Source organism: Sinorhizobium chiapasense, from assembly GCF_036488675.1.
Lineage (GTDB): Bacteria > Pseudomonadota > Alphaproteobacteria > Rhizobiales > Rhizobiaceae > Sinorhizobium > Sinorhizobium chiapasense.
Genome location: NZ_CP133151.1, coordinates 101,808 through 119,647, shown reverse-complemented (window position 1 = coordinate 119,647; position 17,840 = coordinate 101,808). Strand labels below are relative to the sequence as shown.

The window sequence follows — 17,840 nt, the reverse complement described above, 5'->3', positions numbered from 1 at the left end:
GGTGTTGTTATTTTATTGTGGTTGTGGGAACAGCGTTTGAGCGGCGGACAACAGCGCGTCCGTTCGCTCAAGCGCCACTGAGTGAGAGCAATTTGCGAGCAGGACGACGTCCGCTTGCGGTATATGGTCGGCGAGTTTGAGAGTGGTCGCTGGCGGGAACGGCTCATCCACTCTCCCGTGCAGCATCGTCACCGGACACTTGATACGGGCCAGCACCGGTGGATCGATGATGGCGAGATCCGCATAACGCTGCCGGTCGCCGGCAAACATGCGCGAAAAGTAGTCCTTGTAGCTGGGATCCTCGTGCAAGACTTTCACCCGCGCGTCCAGATAGGCGTCGTCGATCAGCGATTTGTCGTTGATCAGGAACCCAACCGCCTTCTGCAGATCCGCCCGGGTTTCCGGAAACGTCCAGCAGGCGACGGTGCCTTCGTTGACAGTGAATTTCGCACCCATCGCACCGGTGGTCAGGACCTGGCCGACCCGGCTTTCAGAAGCGGCAACCTGCAGGGCGAGCGACGCTGAAATGGAATGAGCGATGATCCCGACCGTTTCACCGGGGATTTTTGCCAGCATCGCCTTGCATTGCCGAATCCAGAGATCGAGATCAAAGAAGGGCTCCGATTTCTTACGGTCCGACTTGCCGAAACCAATCAGATCCATTGCATGGACATGATATCGCTCGGACAGGGGCCCGAGGACCCGGCTCCAGTTCCCCAATGTCGATGCGCCAGGCCCGGATCCGTGGATCATCAGCAGGGGATATCCCTTGCCGCCTTCGATATAGGCGACCCGATGTCCGTCAATCGAGAACTCTCGGTCTTCAAAATGAGGCATGCCTATCTCCAGAAACGCCAGCTAAAGTCTTGTCGAACGGGATGCGTAAGCCCCCGCACTGCCGGTGCGGGGTTACGCTGTTCGGCAACTTGATGGATGACTGCAGTTATGCTGCGGCGTCGTAGGCGATGTAACCCATACCGCAGATCCATTCGACGACCGGCTCATAACCGATCACGTCGGCCTTTGCCCCGCCCATGGCGCCCATTACGGCCATCCAGTTGAGGATCTCGTGACCCCCGTGTCCGCCACCCTCTTCCACACTTTCGAAGGTGCAGCTTCGAAGGTATTCGGTGTCGCCTTTTCCGAAGGCTTCGATGATTTCACGGTCCCACGCCGCATTGACCAGGGGATGCTGATGGCGCAGCGGCCATTGCATCTTGTCGGCCATTTCGATCTCGTAGGCGGCCAGGTCGGAATAGAGCGTCGGATCTTCTTCCGCGACATGCTTCCCCTCGCTTTGATAGCGCTTCATGCGCTGGAGGAACTGGTCGTCTTCCGGCGCACCTTCGGTCCAGACGGGGGGCCAATGGGACAGACCGCCGGTCGCAAGGAATGCAACCCGAACGCCGGCCGGCAGTTCGCGTTCAACGATATCGCGCACCGCCGCACCCATGTCGTATGCACGCGCCATGCTCGGCAGCGGCGGCGAGAATACGTTCGTGTAGATGGGAATGACAGGAATGTCGTATTGCGGTCGGATCAGCTTCCAGGGCACAAGAAGGTTGTTGCCGTATTCGATCTCGCCCATGCGCGCTGCATCGAAGTTGCGCTTGATGAGCCCACGAAGCAACGTCTCCGCATACTCGACATTGCTCTCGATCACGACTTTCTCGTCGAACTTGAGAGCTTCCATCATATAGTCGGCGGGGCCGCTATGGGACGGCGAGATGCCGACTGCGAAGGCCGGCATCATCTTGCGAAAATGGTTTTCGAAATGGTCATCCAGGAAGGCGATGATCAAGTCGGGGCGTGCCGCGTCGAGACGCCGAGCGCATTCCTGATGGGCTTCGTGGATGCTCTTTTTTACCGCTTCGGATGGCGCGTCCGCCCATCCAAGGACGCCGGGGGCATGGGACATGCTCAGGGCGCAAACAACTTCAGCCATTAACTTCCTCCTCATTGATGCGTTCGTTCAGCCGGTCAAAGGCCGATGACGCGGTTAGTCGGCGGCGACGTAGGCGCCAACTTAATCTGCACGCTGTTCGGATACAGAATACGGGATTCAGGATACATACGTGACAAGCGATTGCAAGTGGTTTATGATCGCAGATATTGATCTGGACGGATGGGTGGAGCTGACGCGCGAAACGAGAGGACGAGCATCGTGCATGTCCTCGTCGGGAAGAGTGGTGAGCGGACCTCAGGGGGCTTATATTTTCAGGAGGCGCAGCCGCGCCTGCCGAGATGAACTTTCAAAGGATGAAATACGAATGGTTTCCGAGACCGGTCCGAAGCGAAAGATGCAGAGATCCAAGCTCTCTTCCCAGCTATATTCCATGGTGAAGAACGACATTCTGCAAGGACAGCTGCTTCCGGGTAGTCCCATCTCGGAAGAGGCGCTGGCTGAAACCTACGGCGTCAGCCGCTCTCCGGCCCGTGAGGCCCTTGCGGAACTGGAGCGTGTCGGGCTTACACAACGGTCCGGCATGCGCGATCGAAAGATAACGGTTCCAAGCCTGGAAATGATTCGAGAGAAGTTCGAATTGTGGTGGATCGTCGATGTGGGACGGACGTATCTCGCCTCATTGTCGGCGAGTGACGACGATGTGGACGAGCTTGAGCAATATGTCGAACAGATGTCCGCCGCTGTCGAGAAGAACGATATCCGGACGTATAAAAGCGTCTCCCACAAGTTCCACCTTAAGATCCGGCACTCTTGCCGCAACGAAGCGGTCAACGAAGTCGGGCGCGACTGCGATGTCTATCTGGACTGGTTCGAAAATCTATACGACCGCTATCCGGAATGTTCGATTGTCATCGTGCAGGAGCACCGGTCAATCCTCGATGCTTTCAAGCGCCGCGACTTGGCGGGCTTATCTGAAACGATACGAAATCACATCGAACGACAGCGTGACCGGATTTTGGAGCACTTCCAAGCGGCGGAAGAGAAGCAGCAGACGCGGTCAAAGCTGTCGCCGGCTCGACAGCGTGTTTCATCCTAGATTTTAAACGGCTGCTGCCTCAGCCCTCCATGCCATCTTGTAAGACCCATTTGTGCTACAGGGGCTGACCGCTCGGTAAGGACGCGTCTTCCCAATGAGTCTGTTCTCGCCGACACGCTGATGGTGAGCAGAGGAACAATCAGAGAAGCAGCGCGGGTGCTCGTATCCGAGGGACAGTTCGAGAAAGGACAAGGTTCGAGGACCTATGTGTGCTGTCCAACCGCACCTTTCGAGAAAAACCTTAGGCACTACAGCCTCCGCGACAAGCGGGAGGTGCTCGGCGCAATCTGCAAACAGGCAGCTAGCTTGGCGGCGCGACGATCGACGCCCTCTCAGATCCAGGAAATCCGAGGAGTTCTTGCCCAGCCACATCGAATGGATACCGATTTCGCCGATCGCGAAGCATACAACACCGAGCTGCATCGCCGCATAGTGTCGACCTCCTGAAACAAGATGCTCGTCGATCTTTATACGAGCCTCGCAGCCGCCCTTCGAAGTGATCAAGAGCCCGGGTTTCTGAAAGCTGGATGTTGGTGGATCGCACTGCATCCCTTTCGTCGCTTTTTGAATTCGATCGAGACTGGGAACGCCGACAGCGCGTTGGCAGTCGTAGAGCAAGTGATCGAGAAACAGACTTGATCGAGATTTGGTGGGAGTCTGGATCGTGATTTGCATCTCCCACGGCACGCCTAGCGAAAGAGCGAGGATTTGATGTTTTATACGCTTCCGGAAAACCTTGAATGGATCGAAGTTGCGCCGGGCAACCGCAGAGCTGTACTAAGCGAGCGGCCAGAACTCATGCTCGTGGCATTCCGCTTCGAGGAAGGCGGCATCAGCCCCCTACACTCCCACCCGAACAGCCAGGTGAGCTACGTCGCAGAGGGCACCTTCGATGTAACCATCGACGGGGAGACGGTCCGCCTCGGCCCGGGAAGCAGTTTTATCGTCGCGCCGCACCTCGTTCATGGGGTCGTTGCTGTTACTCAGGGCCTTCTGATCGATACGTTCAACCCACGCCGGGACGACTTTCTGCGCAAACAATAACAGCACTGTTCACGTGTGACTCCGTGGATTGGTTACTCTAACGCGTGTCGGATACTTGCCAGCCTGCGGTCGGTCCGAAGTCCGGCGTGCACCACATCACAGAGAAATGGCGGGCGCGGCCAACGCGCCCGCACCGGCTTGGATCACGTCTGCGGCAGCGCCTCGATCGCATCGAATATGCGGGCCGTGTAGGTGAGTGCCGCACCCGCATTGAGCGCGATCGCGACGCCGAGCGTCTCGGCGATCTCCTCCTTCGAAGCCCCGAGTTCCACCGCCTTCTTCGCATGCACGGCGATGCAGCCGTCGCAGCGCGTGGTGACGGCCACGGCGAGCGCGATCAGCTCGTGCATCTTCGGCTCGAGCCTGCCCGTCTTGGCGCCGCTGCCTTCGATCGTATGAAGGCCGCGCAGCACGTCCGGGCTCAGCTTGGCGAAGTCGCCGACGCGGCCGATGAGGGCGTCGCGATATGCGTTCCAGTCCTGCATGTTGCTCATTTCACGCTCCTCACTGGCGGCCGGCGGTCACGCCGCCGTCGACGGGAAGGATCGTGCCGGTGATCCAGGACGCCTGCTCGGAAGCGAGGAACAGGATCGCCTCGGCGACATCGCGCGGCTGGCCGTAGCGGCCGAGCGGATGGAAGGCGTTGAACGTCGGCAGAACTTGCTTGACCTGATCGTCGGACAGGAAGGTGTTGTAAACAGGCGTCTCGACGACGGCAGGCGCGACGGCATTGACGCGGATATTGAAAGGCGCGAGCTCGATCGCAAGATTGCGCACCATCGCATGGACACCGGCATTGGCTGCCGAATAGGCGGCCGAAGGTGTGGCGCCTATGGCCTGGATCGCCCACATGGAGCCTGTCTGGACGATCGCGCCGCCGTTGTCCTTCATCGCCCTGGCGGCGGCCTGGGCGGTGAAGAACTTGCCCTTCAGGATCGTGTCCAGATACCAGTCGTAATCGGCTTCCGTCAGCTCGATGAACGGCTTCGGATTGAAGACGCCGGCATTGTTGACGAGCACGTCGAGCTTGCCGAAGCGGGAAACTGCGGTTTCGACGAGGGCCGCCCCCGTCTCCGGCCTGGCGATATCGCCGGCGGAAACGACGATGTTGCTGCCGCTCTGATCGATGTCGCGCGCGGCCGCTTCGAGTTTTTCGAGGTTTCGGCCGTTGATAGCGACCTTTGCGCCTTCCGCAACGAGACGAGCGGCCACTTCCTTACCGATGCCTGAACCGCCGCCGGTGATGGCGGCTACCTTGCCTTCAAATCGCATACTGATCTCCTATTATCTATCTACCGATAGATAGATGTGCCCCACATAGCGTTTGCTTTTTGGTAATGCAAGACCTATCTATCGATCGATAGAGAGGATTTTGGCAAATGAGCGAAACAGCCGAAGCAATCATGGACGCCGCCGAGGAGCGTATCCGTCAGGCAGGCTATAGCGGCTTCAGTTTTCGGGACGTCGCTGCGGATATCGGTGTTAAGAGTTCGAGCGTCCACTATCACTTCCCGACCAAGGAGAAGCTCGCAGCGGCAGTCGCCCGCCGTTACACCGACCGCTTTCTGGATTCGGTGGATCAGAAACAGGCGACGGGCGACGACATCGTCACGGCTTGGCGGCAGGTCTTCCGCGACGCCTTGCACCGCGACGGCAGGATGTGCCTCTGCGGCGCCATGGGAGCAGTGTCCCACGACCTGGCCGGGGAAGTGAGGGAAGAAGTAAAACGGTTCTTCGTGCTCGGAATCGAAACGCTCACGCGAGGGGGGCTGGGACGCGACACCGCCGTGCGGGTACTTGCTACCCTCGAGGGCGCGATGCTCGCCGCCAACGTCCTCGACGATCGTTCCATGTTCGAGAGCGGAACAGCCGCTCTCGTATAGGCCAGTCTTCCTCGGGCGTCATTGGCAGTTGCTCGACATGGGTTGGCAAGCTATCAAAATACGGCCAGCGCAAAATGTAGTATACCAGCCGAAATAAGCCCTGATGCGTACCCAATCCCGGACGAGGAGCCCGCGATGACCCACCTCGACAGCCGAAACCTGCCGCTCTCGACGAAGTCCGATCTGGCGGCTGAACGCTATCGGGAGGGAGTGGACCTGCTCCTCTCGGCCTGGCCGGGCGCGGCAGAGGCTCTAGACGAGGCCATCGCAGTTGATCCGGATTTTGCTCTTGCGCATGCGGCACGCGCGCGCCTGCATGCCGTCCGCACCGAACTCGCAAGCGCCAAGGCGAAGATCGCGAAAGCCGAAGAGATCGTCTCCCGGCACGGAACCGAGAGGGAGCGAAGCCATGTCCAGGTCCTCTCACTTGCCATCAGCGGGCAGGCGGCGAAGGCGCTGGAGCGTGCTCTCGACCACGCCGACCGCTGGCCGCGCGACATCCTTATCCTTTCATTGCCTCTTGGCGCCTTCGGACTCTTCGCCTTTTCCGGCATGTCCAACCACGACCAGGCGCGTGTGGATCTTTGCGAACGTCATGCGCGCCACTTTAACGGCGACGATTGGTGGTTCCTCACGTATCTGGGCTGGGCGCATGCCGAAAACGGAAACGTAACCCACGGCCGAAAACTCACCGAGCGCGGCTACGAGCTCAGGATCGACAATGCAAATGCGGCACATGCGCTTTCACATGCCATGTACGAGGCCGGCGCGGGTGAGGACGCCGAGAGGCTGCTCGCGAACTGGCTGCCCCGCTACGACCGCGCTGGCATCCTCCACGGCCACATTGCCTGGCACTCGGCATTGGGCGCCCTGGAGCGGGGTGATCCCGAGCGAGCACTTGCGATCTACGAGAACTACATCCAGCCGTCGGTTACGGCCGGAATGCCGGTCAACGTGGTCAGCGACACGGCCTCTTTCCTGTGGCGGCTCCAGGCCTACGGTCACACGGTGCCGGCGGGCCTGTGGGCGGCGGCGGCAACCTATTCCGCGGAATACTTCCAGAAGGCCGGCTTCGCCTTCGCTGACGTCCATATGGCGCTGATCGCGGCCGCGGTCGGCGACACGGCGGCGGTCGGCCAACGGACTGAGGCGTTGACGGGCCTGATCGACGCAGGTGCGCTCGCCGCGGGGCCAGTCGTGCCGGCGATCTGCCGTGCCGCCTTGTCCTTCGCGGAAGAGGACTACCCAGGCTGCGTCCGTATCCTGGAGCCGGTCGCGGCCGAGGTCGTTCGCATCGGCGGCAGTGGCGCCCAGCGCGAGATGATCGAGGACATGCTCCTCCTCGCCCTCATGCGAAGCGGCGAGGTCGTGAAGGCGCGGCAATTGCTTGACCACCGCCTGCACCGCCGCCCCTCGCCGCGTGATATGCGCTGGCAGGCGATGCTCACAGCATGACCACCACACGCTTCGAAGCCAAGCCGGCATCTTGCCGCCCGGAAAATAAAGCTCTGAGTCAGACTGGGGTTCAGGGGGTATCAATAGACCAAGGTTGAACGAGCGGCGCCACCTCCGGAACATTGGGCCAGAAATAGCTGCGGAAGATGCTCCATATCTCCGCTGAGAAGTGCGGCCAGATAGCCTTGCAAGCGGATGATCATGATGGCCAGGAATTCGCCGGTCTACCTCAATGCGCTGCGTGCATTCGAAGCGAGTGCGCGGCACGGGAGCTTCTCCGGTGCCGGCGAAGAACTCAATGTCACCGCGGCTGCTGTCGGGCAAATGGTGCGGGGGCTTGAGGAATGGTTGGGAATGCCGTTGTTTCAGCGCACTGCTACAGGCAAGACAAGACTTACCCTGACAGAAAATGCCGAGCGTACGCTGCCGGATATTAGAGCCGGTCTCGATCGTCTCGGGATTGGGCTGGAACGGCTGCGGGACTCCGCGACGGGTGGCATCCTCAACGTTACCGTCAGTCCGGCCTTCGCCGCCAAGTGGCTGCTTCCACGCATCGACCGCTTCCAAGGTAGATGCCCGGACACCGATATCCGGCTCGAGACCAGCCTGAAACTCGTGGACTACAGGGCGCAGGGCATCGATATCGGCGTGCGATACGGGGACGGCAACTGGCCGGGACTGGTTGCGGAGAAACTGATGGATGAGGAGATTTTTCCGGTTTGCTCGCCGGCGTTTTCCGACCTGGACAATTTAACCGAGCCGGCAGATCTCACGCGAACCACACTCATCCACGATCTCTCTGTCGATCCCGCGATCGGTTTCGTCACCTGGGACATGTGGTTGCAAGCTGCCGGAGTGCCTGAGGGGCAACCGCAAAGGGGCATGAGGATCGACAATTCCGCGGCTGTGCTGCAGGCTGCGATCGAGGGACGCGGGGTGGCGCTGGCGCGTAGCATCCTGGCGCGCGACGATTTGGCCGCCGGGCGACTGAAGCGGCTTTTTCCCGCGGTCCAGGTTCCCTCAAAGCTCGCCTATTATGTCGTCTATCGGGCGGAATACGCGTCCCTACTGAAACTCCGGACCTTCCGTGACTGGCTGATCGAAGAGGTGACGCGCCTTCGGTCCTGATTTGAGCATGGGTTCTGCCCATGTCATAAGGACGATAGGGGCAATCCGGCGAAGTTTTTCTTTGTCGCCGGCAAGAAACTCTCATTTGTCAAGTCGGCCTTTGAGCCGCATTTAGGTGTCGTGGCGCACGTGTCCCGCACTGGAAAATTCCACCCGGCACGGCGCTTCAGAGCCGAAACCACTGTCCCGTTTGCGCAGCTTACGCCAGGCCTTGAGAGGATGACCATGGTTACCTTGAAATCACACTGCAGATCGCAGCCGAGAACCGCCGTGCCGCCGCAGGCGCCTATCAGAAGTACAAGGAACCGTTCCTCTCGCAGATTGCGGGCGCGACATCCAAGGAGCTTCTCATTCGCGACGACGACGCACAGGTGCTCCACGGATTCAACAGCATCGAAGACGCAAAGGCCTATCTCGAAAGCGCGCTTTTTAACGACGATGTCGTCGAGGGTCGAAGCCGCTTCTGGCTGCCGCCGCGGAAGTCCGCATCTACGCCGTGGCCTAAGCCCGGCTGTACTGGAGGGTCCGGATACCGGCCCTCACTCTTCACGAGGAGCTGTCCCTTGTCACAATCCATTCTGATCGTTGGCGGCGGGCTTGCAGGCTTGACCGCGGCCCGGCTCCTCCATCAAGCAGGCCTCGGCTTTCAGCTTCTTGAAGCGCGTGGGCGCCTGGGCGGACGCATTCTCTCCGTCGACGGCAGCGGTGAACCATCGGGCGACGGCTTCGATCTTGGCCCGTCGTGGTTCTGGCCTGACATGCAGCCAGCAATGGGGGACTTGATCCACCATCTCGGGCTGAACTATTTCGAGCAGAACGTCGACGGCGACGTGATCTTTCAGCGGATGTCGCGCGAAGCTCCTCAGCGCTATCGCGGAGTGCGGCAGGAACCGCAGGGCATGCGGATCGTCGGGGGCATGGGAGCGGTCATATCGACGCTTGCCGAAACCCTGCCCGCACAAAGCATTCAACTGAATGCCCGCGTGACGCATGTCTCGCTCGACGGCGAAGGCGTCGTTGTGCAGTACGTCGATGCGAGCGGGTCGTCCCATAAAGAGCGGGCGTCGCATGTTGTGTTCGCACTGCCGCCGCGTCTCATCGAGGCAAAGGTTTTGTTTTCGCCATCGCTCGACTACGCGACAGCCGAGCGATGGCGGCAGACCCCGACGTGGATGGCGCCGCATGCCAAGTTCTTCGCACTCTATGACCGCCCATTCTGGCGCGACGCCGGCCTCTCGGGAACGGCGCAAAGCATGGTGGGGCCTTTGGCTGAGATTCACGACGCGACAACCGCCTCGGGCCGAGCCGCCCTTTTTGGGTTCGTCGGCGTTCCGGCCGGTGAGCGCGCATCAGTCGGACGCGATGCAATCGTCGCGGCTTCGGTTCAGCAACTCGCTCAGGTGTTCGGGCCACAGGCCGCCAGTCCCCGCGCGACATTGTTCAAGGACTGGACGGATGACCCGTTGACTGCAACTGCGTACGACAGGCAGGCCGGTGGCCATCCCAACCCCGATCGACGGCCATGGGTCAACGGAAAATGGCGCGATTACATTTCGCTGGCCGGGAGCGAAACCAGCATCAGTGAACCTGGTTACCTCGCCGGTGCGGTCGAAGCCGCCACCCGGATCACAACCGAACTCATCGGCAGACTGAGCAAGGTCGAGACACGCACATTCACGGCTTTCACCGAAGCATCCCAAACCGTGGGGAATTGAAACCATGAAAACTACCTATCGAGCGATGCAGGTCACTACACCCGGTCGCCTGGAACTGGTGGAGCGGCCAACGCCGGAGCCAGGGGTGAATGAGGTGCTGATCGCCGTCGAAGCCTGCGGTATCTGCGGCGCCGATGCGAGCGATATCGACCGGGCTGATCCGGCGCTTGAGCCGCCTCGTGTTCCCGGTCACGAGGTCGTCGGCTGCATCGTAGCACTCGGCCCAAACACGCCATCGATCTGGAAGGTGGGACAGCGCGTCGGCGTTGGCCGTCTGGGCGGTCATTGCAACGAATGCGGCGAGTGCCGGCGAGGACGTTTCAACCTCTGCCGCAACCAGCCCTGCGACGGCGGCTATGCCGAGATGATGATTGCGCGTGCAACAGGCCTTGTCTCTATCCCGCACGAATTGTCGTCAGAAGAAGCGGCACCCATCCTCTGCGCGGGTATAGCCACGTTCAATGCCTTGAAAAAATCGGGCGCCGAAGCAGGCGACACCGTCGCCATTCTCGGAATCGGAGGCCTCGGCCACATGGCGCTCCAATACGCCCGCAGGATGGGATTTCGGGTGGTGGCGGTAGGTCGAGGCGAGGATATCGCCACCGATGCGATGAACCTCGGCGCGCATCGCTACATCGACATGGAGAGCGAAAACGCCGCAGATGTGCTGAACGGGTTGGGCGGCGCGAAAGCGATCCTGACCACGTCCGGCAATCCGACAGCCGTTACGGCGCTGATGCCCGCGCTTCAGCCGGAGGGGCGTTTGATCGTGCTTGGCGTCGGCAAGGATCCACTGCCGGTCTCGACAGGATACCTAGTGGGGGCTGAACGGGGCATTATCGGCTCGATCACCGGCTCCCCGTATGAGAACGAAAAGACGCTTGATTTCAGTGTGCTTGCGGGCGTCAGGCCGATGATCGAGACCATGCCGCTGGAGAGAGCCCAGGAAGCTGTCCAGAAGATGAGATCCGGGGACGCGAAGTTCCGGATCGTGCTGACGATGGGAGACCAGACCAATGCGCATCAATGAAGACCTGACGAAACCGGTTATCGTCCATTCGGCTAAGCTCGACTGGGTCGCCAGTCCGTCCGCCGGCGTCGATCGCCGCATGCTCTATCGCGTCGGCGGCGAAGTTGCGCGCGCCACCACGATCGTGCGCTATGCGCCTGGAAGCGCCTTCCCCCGCCACGTCCATAGCGGCGGCGAGGAAATTCTCGTGCTCGAGGGCACGTTCCAGGACGAACACGGTGACTATCCCGCAGGCTGCTACTTCCGCAACCCGCCCGGCACCTCCCATGTGCCGGCGTCGAAGGATGGCTGCACGATCTTCGTGCGTCTCTGGCAGTATCGGGATGGCGACCTCACGCAGATCGTTCGCCAGCCTGGCGAAGGTGAGGCAGCACCTTTACGCAATGGAGCCGAGGCCGCGCGGGTCCTGTTCGACGACGGGAAAGAACGCGTAGCGATCGAGCGCTGGCGGCCCGAAGTCGCCATAAACGTCGAAAATCGCCGCGGTCTCGAACTCCTCGTGCTTTCCGGCAGCCTGACAGTTGGCACGGAGCAACTGGAAGCGCAGAGCTGGGGGCGTTTGCCCGCTGGCCTGCCGCTTGAGGCGATGACCGGATCCAAGGGGACCGAGATCTGGATCAAGGACGCCGCCCTTCAGCACCCCGACGTGCTGCAGATGCCGACCTGACCAAGCTCTGCTGTTGGCCTTCCGCTGCGGCGCGGAATCATCCCGCCGCGACGGCCGCCTTGAGCCGCGCAATCGCCTCGTCGACAGTTGCGCGAGGGCAGCCGAGGTTCACGCGCATATAGCCATGCCCCTCTATGCCGAACTTCTGCCCCTTGTCGAGCCAGAGCCGCGCCTTCGTCAGCATGAAGCTTTCAAGCGCTGCGGCGTCCAGACCTAAAGCCCGGCAATCCATCCACGCCAGATAAAGTGCGTCCGCCGGAAGCACCTTGAGCCCGGCATTCAACCCGTTGATCTCGGCCGCGAAATGCGCGTGGTTGGCCCGGACGTAGGCAAGAAGGTTTTCAAGCCACGCCTCGCCATAGGTATAGGCGGCCTCGGCGGCAACCATGCCCATCGAGTTTACCTTCGGGTAGAGGTTGCGCTCCAACTGGCGCCGAAATTCTGCCCTAAGGCGCGGGTTGGGAATGAAGGCATTCGCGCATTGCAGGCCCGGCAGGTTGAAGGTCTTGGAGGGAGCGATGCAGGTGATCGACTGCTTCGCGAACGCAGCGGACAGGCTGGCGAACGGCACATGCCGGCGGGCCGGGTTCATGATCAGGTCCTGGTGAATTTCATCGGAGACGACGAGAATTCCGTGGCGGGCGCAGATCTCGCCCATACTTTGCAGTTCGTCTTCCGTCCAGACATTCCCGGTCGGATTGTGCGGGTTCGAGAGGATGAAGATCTTCGTGTTCGGGCGTATCGCCGCCTCGAATACGCTGGCGTCGTAACGATAGCCGGTCTCCGTCCGGATGAGCGGCGCACTGATGGGAAGCCGTCCGTTGAGGAGCACGTCGTCGTGGAAATGCGCATAGACAGGCGGCTGGATGAGGACACTGTCGCCTGGAGCCGAAAAGGCCTGCACGATGGTCTTGAGCGCAGTGATCACGCCTGAGACCGGCACCACCCAGTCGGGCTCGACCTCGAAGCCGAAGCGGCGCTGTTGCCAGCCGGTCACGGCGTCAATGTAGCTCTCACGCGCGCCGGCGGAGTAGCCGAACATACCGGCCTGCGCGGCCCCGACCAGCGCATCGATCACCGGTTGGGGCGTGCGGAAATCCATATCGGCGACCCACATCGGCAGCGGATCGGCATTCGCCGCCTCTGGCGGCAAGAACGCCTTCGCACAATCCCATTTCAGCGAATTCGAGCCGCGGCGATCGATCAGCTCATCGAGACAGTTTGTATGTGCGCGAACATTCATACGGGACCTCAAGTTGGATTGGTTAGTGGCGCCAGTTTTGCAACTTTCCTCACAGAGGCCACCTGATGGCCGAACTGGAAAGGTTCGCATAGAGCCGCCGGTCGGCGCAGATCGATTTCAGTGCCGGATGATCTGACTGAGAAACAGCCGCGTTCGCTCGGACTGCGGGTTATTGAAGAAGTCGTGCGGATTGTTCTCTTCAACGATCTGCCCCTGGTCCATGAAGATCACCCGATTGGCCACCGCTTGCGCGAAACCCATTTCGTGCGTGACGCAGAGCATGGTCATTCCCTCTTCGGCAAGCTCGATCATCGTGTCGAGCACCTCCTTGATCATCTCGGGGTGGAGCGCAGAGGTCGGCTCGTCGAAGAGCATGATCTTCGGCTTCATGCAGAGCGAACGGGCAATCGCCACCCGCTGCTGCTGTCCTCCCGATAGCTGGCCGGGATATTTGTGTGCCTGCTCGGGGATCTTGACCTTTTCCAGGAAGTGCATCGCCGCGTCGATGGCTTCCTTCCTGGGGATCTCGCGTACCCAGATCGGAGCAAGCGTGCAATTTTCGAGGATGGTCAGGTGCGGGAAGAGATTGAAGTGCTGGAACACCATGCCGACTTCCGAACGCACCTTGTCGATGTTTTTCAGGTCTGAAGACAGTTCGATCCCGTCGACGATTATTCTGCCCGCCTGATGCTCTTCGAGGCGGTTGATGCAGCGGATCATCGTCGACTTTCCCGATCCGGAGGGCCCCGCGACGACGATGCGCTCGCCGCGCTTCACAGTGAGGTTGATGTCGCGAAGGACGTGGTAATTTCCGTACCACTTGTTCATGTCCTCGATCCGGATCGCGATCTCGTCCGACACCATCATCCGGTTGCGATCGATCACGGTTTCAATATGCGGTTCCATGGTGATGGCTCCTTACCGGTGATCGGTTTTGAGTCGGCGCTCGAGATGCATGGAGTAGCGCGACATGCCGAAGCAGAAGACGAAGAACAGGGCGCCGATGAAGATGAAGAGCTCCCAATAGATCCCCTGCCAGTCGGCCGTCGCCCGGATCGAATTGGAAAGCGCGATCGGGTCCAGGAGACCGATGAAGACGACCAGGGTCGTGTCTTTGAAGAGGCCGATGAAGGAATTGACGATGCCGGGGATCGAGATCTTGAGCGCCTGCGGCATGATGACCAGCCGCTGCGCCTTCCAATAGTCGAGGCCGAGCGCTTCGGCCGCCTCATACTGACCTCGAGGCAGGGCCGCCAAACCGCCACGGATCACCTCGGCCATATAGGCGGTAGCAAACAGAGTCACCATGATGATCACGCGCAGGATCAGGTCGAAGGTCGTTCCCGGCGGCAGGAAGTAGTTGAGCAGCAGCGAGGCGGTGAACAGCAGCGTGATCAGCGGCACACCGCGGATGAACTCGATGAAGACGACGCTGATCGTCTTCACGAGCGGCATTTTCGAGCGCCGCCCCAGCGCCAGAACGATGCCAAGAGGCAGCGACAAGGAAATGCCGGTGACCCCGATGACGATCGACAGCAGGAATCCGCCCATTTCGCGCGAGGCGACGGGGGCAAGCGACAGCGGCAGAAGCTGCTCGAGCACCGTCGTGACCGGCCCCGGCGCGACGAACCACCAGGTCAGCGCACTCACAATTGCCAGCCCCGCGCCAGGACCTGCACCGAGCCGCCCCGTCATCCGCAACAAGACTGCTCCGACGGCAAAACCTCCATAGACCACGACAGGAAGCCAAAGGGTTCCGCCCCAGATCAGCCAGTAGGCGAGGCCTGGGAAGACGACGCTGAACCGGAGCAGCCCGCGCGGCACAGGCGGGAACAGGATCGGCGCCAGCGCTACGATCATCAGCGCGAAGGCAAGTACCGGCCGCCAATATTGCTCTGGCGGATAGAAGCCGAACAGAAGCTGCGTCCAGCGATCGCGGATCACCGCAAAGCAAGCTCCCTCCGCACCGGCGAGGATCTGGCGGCATTCACTGAGCGAGTTGGCATTCCAGACGGAGTCGAAGAGCCAGGGAAACACTGAGCAGACGAACCAGACCGATACGATGAGTGACATCACCGTCAGGAGTGCGCTCAGCCAGTCTTTGAAAAAATTCTCGCGCAGCAGCTTGAGCAGACCCGTCTGACCGGCGGGCGGCTCGCGCGCGGGCAGCATCTCGCCGCGGACAAAAGCAGGATTGCGTTCGGTCATATCAACGCTCCTTCAGCCCGACGCGGGCATTGTAGGCGTTCATCGACCCGGAGATGATCAGGCTCAGCGACAGGTAGATCAGCATGAGCAGCAGCATTCCTTCGAGTTCGCGACCGGTCTGGTTGATCGTGATCCCGCCGAGCGTCGAGCGCAGGTCCATGTAGCCCACCGCCAACCCGAGCGAGGTGTTCTTGGTGATGTTGAGGTATTGCGAGATCAGCGGCGGCACGATGACCCGAAGCGCCTGCGGCAGGATCACCAGCCGCATTGTCTTGCCCGGCCGAAGGCCGAGTGCATGGGCGGCCTCGGTCTGGCCCTTCGAGATGGCCAGAATGCCTGCACGCACATTCTCGGCAATGAAGGCGCCGGTGTAGATGCCGAGTCCAAGCCACATTGCGATCAGCGCATTTCGAAGCTGGAATCCGCCCTGGAAATTGAAGCCGCGCAGTTCGGGATAGCCGAGATGAAAGCCGAGCGCCCAGAGCAGAAGGAGCGGCGGGGCGGCGAGGACGGTCATGGTCTTCCACCAGATCACCGGCCTGACGCCGGTCTGGCTCTGCACCCGGTTGGCATGGCGCACCAGCACCCGACTGATGAGGACGCACGCGATGACGACCACCAGGACTGCGATGGCGTTCAGGCTCGGCTCAACGATTCCGAGATTGAGCGTACCGAGATCACGCGTGAACAGCGGCTCGGGAATGAACACGCCCCGATTGGTAATGGCTACCGCGCCGAGGATCATGCCGGCGGTGGCATTCTCGCCCTTGAATGCGTTCGGCGCCGGCACGGCCTCGCTCATGATCGCACCGAAGACGAGGATCCAGAGTAAGAGCGGAATGTTTCGGAAGACCTCGACATAGACCACCGTCAGCCGCGCCACGATCGGATTGCCGGACAGCCGAAGCACACCGGCAACTACGCCAATGATCGTCGCCAGAGCGCAGGACAGAACAGCGAGGACGACCGTGTTCAAGAGCCCCACAAGAGCTGCGCGGCCGTGGGTCATCTGAGTGTCGTATTCTATGAGCCGCTGATTGATGTCGTAGCCCGCGGTGCTCCACAGAAATGAGAAGGAGAAATCCTTGCCCAGAAGCGCGAGATTGCGGATCGTGTTGTCCACCAGCCAGGCAATCCCCAGCATGAGGCACATCAGAACGAAGATCTGGATCGTGTAGGAGCGGTACCGGCCATCGTTGAGAAGCATGCTCAAACGAAAAGCCTGGTGCGGCTCCAGCGTCGGAAAAGTGATTGCGTTTGCCATTGGCGAAATCCCTGCAAGTACGTCGCAGCGTTCCCCATGCCGGTGAACGCGGGAAGCGGTCATGCGTTTCGTCAGGAAGGGCGCGCGGTCGTCAAACCGCGCGCCACAAAGGGGTTCTCACCGGAACGGCTGGGCGTACATCAGGCCGCCCTTGGTCCATAGCGCGTTGAGCCCTCGCTCTAGGCGGATCGGCGTTTGATCGCCGAGATTGGTAGCGAAGATCTCGCCGTAGTTTCCGCCGGCCGCAATAGCACGCCTGGCCCATTCGGCATCGAGACCCAGCATCTTGCCGAGATCGCCCTCCTTGCCGAGAAGCCGGTTGATTTCCGGATTGTCCGAGCCATCGGCGAGCTGGTCGACATTGGCCTTGGTCACGCCCAGTTCCTCGGCGGCGAAAAGCGCGCTCTCAGTCCAGTGCACGATGTCCGCCCACTGCTCGTCACCCTGGCGCACGATCGGTCCAAGCGGTTCCTTCGAAATGATTTCGGGCAGGAGGACGTGATCGGATGGGTTTGGGAAACTGGCGCGCACCGAGGCAAGGTTGGAGCCATCGCTTGTATAGACGTCGCACGCTCCCGCCTGATATTGGCGCTCGCCTTCGGCGCTTGAATCGACCGGTACCGGTTCGTAGGTCATTTTGTTGATGCGGAAATATTCCGCAAGATTGAGCTCGGTGGTGGTGCCGGACTGGATGCAGACGGTAGCGCCGTTGAGATCCTTGGCCGAGGAGACACCAAGCTCCTTCTTCACCAGGAAGACCTGCCCGTCATAGAAGTTGGTGCCCGCGAAGGTGAGCTTAAGGTCCGTGTCGCGCGAAAAGGTCCAGGTGGTGGCGCGCGAGAGCACATCGATCTCGCCCGAGGCCAGGGCGGTGAAGCGGGTCTGTCCGGTGGTCGGAACAAACTCGACCTTCATCGGATCGCCGAGCACGGCCGCAGCGACGGCCCGGCAGAACGCGACGTCGAAGCCTTGCCATACGCCCTTGGCGTCGGGAGCTGAAAAGCCTGCGGTACCCGAACTGACGCCGCAGTTGAGTTTGCCGCGCGATTTTACCTCGTCGAGCGTGCCCGCTATCGCCGTGGCGGACAGAAGAGCCACTGCGCCGAGTGTTACCAGGAATAGAGATTTCTTCATTTTCGTTCCCCATTGGTTTTGTTAGCGAAACTGAATTTTGAGTGCTGTTGCTGAGTTCTGTTCAATC

At 60.8% G+C, this 17,840-nt stretch carries 18 protein-coding genes; 9 read left to right on the top strand and 9 right to left on the bottom strand.

The annotated features are described in order from the left end of the window. Positions 1 to 12 precede the first annotated feature (12 nt). The gene (locus tag RB548_RS23285; RefSeq protein WP_331375666.1) at positions 13 to 837 is read right to left on the bottom strand and encodes an alpha/beta fold hydrolase; all 825 of its coding nucleotides are present in this window, start codon (positions 835 to 837) and stop codon (positions 13 to 15) included. A gap of 106 nt (positions 838 to 943) precedes the next feature. Then, complete coding sequence (locus tag RB548_RS23280; RefSeq protein ID WP_331375665.1) at positions 944 to 1,945, bottom strand: DODA-type extradiol aromatic ring-opening family dioxygenase; 1,002 nt, start codon at positions 1,943 to 1,945, stop codon at positions 944 to 946. A gap of 325 nt (positions 1,946 to 2,270) precedes the next feature. On the opposite strand from RB548_RS23280, the gene RB548_RS23275 reads away from it, so the two are divergent. The 3 genes from RB548_RS23275 to RB548_RS23270 all read left to right on the top strand — a co-directional run bounded on the left by RB548_RS23275 (position 2,271) and on the right by RB548_RS23270 (position 4,046). Continuing rightward, entirely contained in the window at positions 2,271 to 3,002 is a 732-nt protein-coding gene (locus RB548_RS23275; RefSeq protein WP_331375664.1) for a GntR family transcriptional regulator, read from the top strand. Positions 3,003 to 3,122: 120 nt separating this feature from the next. Further along, positions 3,123 to 3,449 carry a FadR/GntR family transcriptional regulator gene (locus RB548_RS32235; RefSeq protein ID WP_408642452.1) on the top strand — a complete coding sequence of 109 codons (327 nt, stop codon included), beginning with the start codon at positions 3,123 to 3,125 and terminating at the stop codon, positions 3,447 to 3,449. A 264-nt stretch (positions 3,450 to 3,713) separates the two neighbouring features. Next, positions 3,714 to 4,046: a cupin domain-containing protein gene (locus RB548_RS23270; RefSeq protein ID WP_331375663.1), complete on the top strand. Its 333-nt coding sequence runs from the start codon at positions 3,714 to 3,716 to the stop codon at positions 4,044 to 4,046. A gap of 143 nt (positions 4,047 to 4,189) precedes the next feature. Here the strand turns inward: RB548_RS23270 and RB548_RS23265 are convergent, their stop codons facing one another. Both RB548_RS23265 and RB548_RS23260 read right to left on the bottom strand, forming a co-directional pair. Next, positions 4,190 to 4,531, bottom strand: coding sequence for a carboxymuconolactone decarboxylase family protein (locus RB548_RS23265; protein ID WP_408642456.1), 342 nt, complete (start codon positions 4,529 to 4,531; stop codon positions 4,190 to 4,192). A gap of 19 nt (positions 4,532 to 4,550) precedes the next feature. Further along, positions 4,551 to 5,318, bottom strand: coding sequence for an SDR family NAD(P)-dependent oxidoreductase (locus tag RB548_RS23260; RefSeq protein ID WP_331375661.1), 768 nt, complete (start codon positions 5,316 to 5,318; stop codon positions 4,551 to 4,553). Positions 5,319 to 5,425: 107 nt separating this feature from the next. Between RB548_RS23260 and RB548_RS23255 the strand changes: the two genes are divergently transcribed. From RB548_RS23255 to RB548_RS23225, 6 genes are all read left to right on the top strand, one after another. Beyond that, positions 5,426 to 5,929, top strand: a complete 504-nt coding sequence (locus RB548_RS23255; RefSeq protein WP_331375660.1) for a TetR/AcrR family transcriptional regulator — start codon at positions 5,426 to 5,428, stop codon at positions 5,927 to 5,929. 135 nt (positions 5,930 to 6,064) lie between these two features. Continuing rightward, positions 6,065 to 7,384 (top strand): tetratricopeptide repeat protein, encoded by a 1,320-nt coding sequence (locus RB548_RS23250; RefSeq protein WP_331375659.1) that lies wholly within the window; start codon positions 6,065 to 6,067, stop codon positions 7,382 to 7,384. Positions 7,385 to 7,588: 204 nt separating this feature from the next. Continuing rightward, positions 7,589 to 8,512: a transcriptional regulator GcvA gene (gene gcvA / locus RB548_RS23245; protein WP_331375658.1), complete on the top strand. Its 924-nt coding sequence runs from the start codon at positions 7,589 to 7,591 to the stop codon at positions 8,510 to 8,512. Positions 8,513 to 9,075: 563 nt separating this feature from the next. Beyond that, on the top strand, positions 9,076 to 10,227 hold the full coding sequence (locus RB548_RS23235; RefSeq protein ID WP_331375657.1) for a flavin monoamine oxidase family protein: 1,152 nt from the start codon (positions 9,076 to 9,078) through the stop codon (positions 10,225 to 10,227). Between the two features lie 4 nt (positions 10,228 to 10,231). Next, a complete protein-coding gene (locus RB548_RS23230; protein WP_331375656.1) occupies positions 10,232 to 11,257 on the top strand; it encodes an alcohol dehydrogenase catalytic domain-containing protein in 1,026 nt (341 codons plus the stop codon). Continuing rightward, a complete protein-coding gene (locus tag RB548_RS23225; protein ID WP_331375655.1) occupies positions 11,244 to 11,924 on the top strand; it encodes a cupin domain-containing protein in 681 nt (226 codons plus the stop codon). Before RB548_RS23230 ends, RB548_RS23225 begins: the two co-directional genes overlap by 14 nt. Positions 11,925 to 11,961: 37 nt before the next feature. On the opposite strand, the gene RB548_RS23220 is transcribed toward RB548_RS23225, so the two are convergent. From RB548_RS23220 to RB548_RS23200, 5 genes are all read right to left on the bottom strand, one after another. Continuing rightward, the gene (locus tag RB548_RS23220) at positions 11,962 to 13,167 is read right to left on the bottom strand and encodes a MalY/PatB family protein (protein WP_331375654.1); all 1,206 of its coding nucleotides are present in this window, start codon (positions 13,165 to 13,167) and stop codon (positions 11,962 to 11,964) included. 117 nt (positions 13,168 to 13,284) lie between these two features. After that, positions 13,285 to 14,073, bottom strand: coding sequence for an amino acid ABC transporter ATP-binding protein (locus RB548_RS23215; protein ID WP_331375653.1), 789 nt, complete (start codon positions 14,071 to 14,073; stop codon positions 13,285 to 13,287). Between the two features lie 12 nt (positions 14,074 to 14,085). Continuing rightward, positions 14,086 to 15,375 carry an amino acid ABC transporter permease gene (locus tag RB548_RS23210; RefSeq protein WP_331375652.1) on the bottom strand — a complete coding sequence of 430 codons (1,290 nt, stop codon included), beginning with the start codon at positions 15,373 to 15,375 and terminating at the stop codon, positions 14,086 to 14,088. A gap of 1 nt (position 15,376) precedes the next feature. Beyond that, positions 15,377 to 16,639 carry an amino acid ABC transporter permease gene (locus tag RB548_RS23205; RefSeq protein WP_331375651.1) on the bottom strand — a complete coding sequence of 421 codons (1,263 nt, stop codon included), beginning with the start codon at positions 16,637 to 16,639 and terminating at the stop codon, positions 15,377 to 15,379. Between the two features lie 117 nt (positions 16,640 to 16,756). Continuing rightward, positions 16,757 to 17,773 (bottom strand): amino acid ABC transporter substrate-binding protein, encoded by a 1,017-nt coding sequence (locus RB548_RS23200; protein WP_331375650.1) that lies wholly within the window; start codon positions 17,771 to 17,773, stop codon positions 16,757 to 16,759. Positions 17,774 to 17,840: the final 67 nt, after the last annotated feature.

Excerpts from the sequence above, each read along its gene's own strand:
- RB548_RS23285 (WP_331375666.1), bottom strand. The coding sequence starts at position 837 with ATGCCTCATTTTGAAGACCGAGAGTTCTCGATTGACGGACATCGGGTC.
- RB548_RS23280 (WP_331375665.1), bottom strand. The coding sequence starts at position 1,945 with ATGGCTGAAGTTGTTTGCGCCCTGAGCATGTCCCATGCCCCCGGCGTC.
- RB548_RS23275 (WP_331375664.1), top strand. The coding sequence starts at position 2,271 with ATGGTTTCCGAGACCGGTCCGAAGCGAAAGATGCAGAGATCCAAGCTC.
- RB548_RS32235 (WP_408642452.1), top strand. The coding sequence starts at position 3,123 with ATGGTGAGCAGAGGAACAATCAGAGAAGCAGCGCGGGTGCTCGTATCC.
- RB548_RS23270 (WP_331375663.1), top strand. The coding sequence starts at position 3,714 with ATGTTTTATACGCTTCCGGAAAACCTTGAATGGATCGAAGTTGCGCCG.
- RB548_RS23265 (WP_408642456.1), bottom strand. The coding sequence starts at position 4,531 with ATGCAGGACTGGAACGCATATCGCGACGCCCTCATCGGCCGCGTCGGC.
- RB548_RS23260 (WP_331375661.1), bottom strand. The coding sequence starts at position 5,318 with ATGCGATTTGAAGGCAAGGTAGCCGCCATCACCGGCGGCGGTTCAGGC.
- RB548_RS23255 (WP_331375660.1), top strand. The coding sequence starts at position 5,426 with ATGAGCGAAACAGCCGAAGCAATCATGGACGCCGCCGAGGAGCGTATC.
- RB548_RS23250 (WP_331375659.1), top strand. The coding sequence starts at position 6,065 with ATGACCCACCTCGACAGCCGAAACCTGCCGCTCTCGACGAAGTCCGAT.
- gcvA (WP_331375658.1), top strand. The coding sequence starts at position 7,589 with ATGGCCAGGAATTCGCCGGTCTACCTCAATGCGCTGCGTGCATTCGAA.
- RB548_RS23230 (WP_331375656.1), top strand. The coding sequence starts at position 10,232 with ATGAAAACTACCTATCGAGCGATGCAGGTCACTACACCCGGTCGCCTG.
- RB548_RS23225 (WP_331375655.1), top strand. The coding sequence starts at position 11,244 with ATGCGCATCAATGAAGACCTGACGAAACCGGTTATCGTCCATTCGGCT.
- RB548_RS23220 (WP_331375654.1), bottom strand. The coding sequence starts at position 13,167 with ATGAATGTTCGCGCACATACAAACTGTCTCGATGAGCTGATCGATCGC.
- RB548_RS23215 (WP_331375653.1), bottom strand. The coding sequence starts at position 14,073 with ATGGAACCGCATATTGAAACCGTGATCGATCGCAACCGGATGATGGTG.
- RB548_RS23210 (WP_331375652.1), bottom strand. The coding sequence starts at position 15,375 with ATGACCGAACGCAATCCTGCTTTTGTCCGCGGCGAGATGCTGCCCGCG.
- RB548_RS23205 (WP_331375651.1), bottom strand. The coding sequence starts at position 16,639 with ATGGCAAACGCAATCACTTTTCCGACGCTGGAGCCGCACCAGGCTTTT.
- RB548_RS23200 (WP_331375650.1), bottom strand. The coding sequence starts at position 17,773 with ATGAAGAAATCTCTATTCCTGGTAACACTCGGCGCAGTGGCTCTTCTG.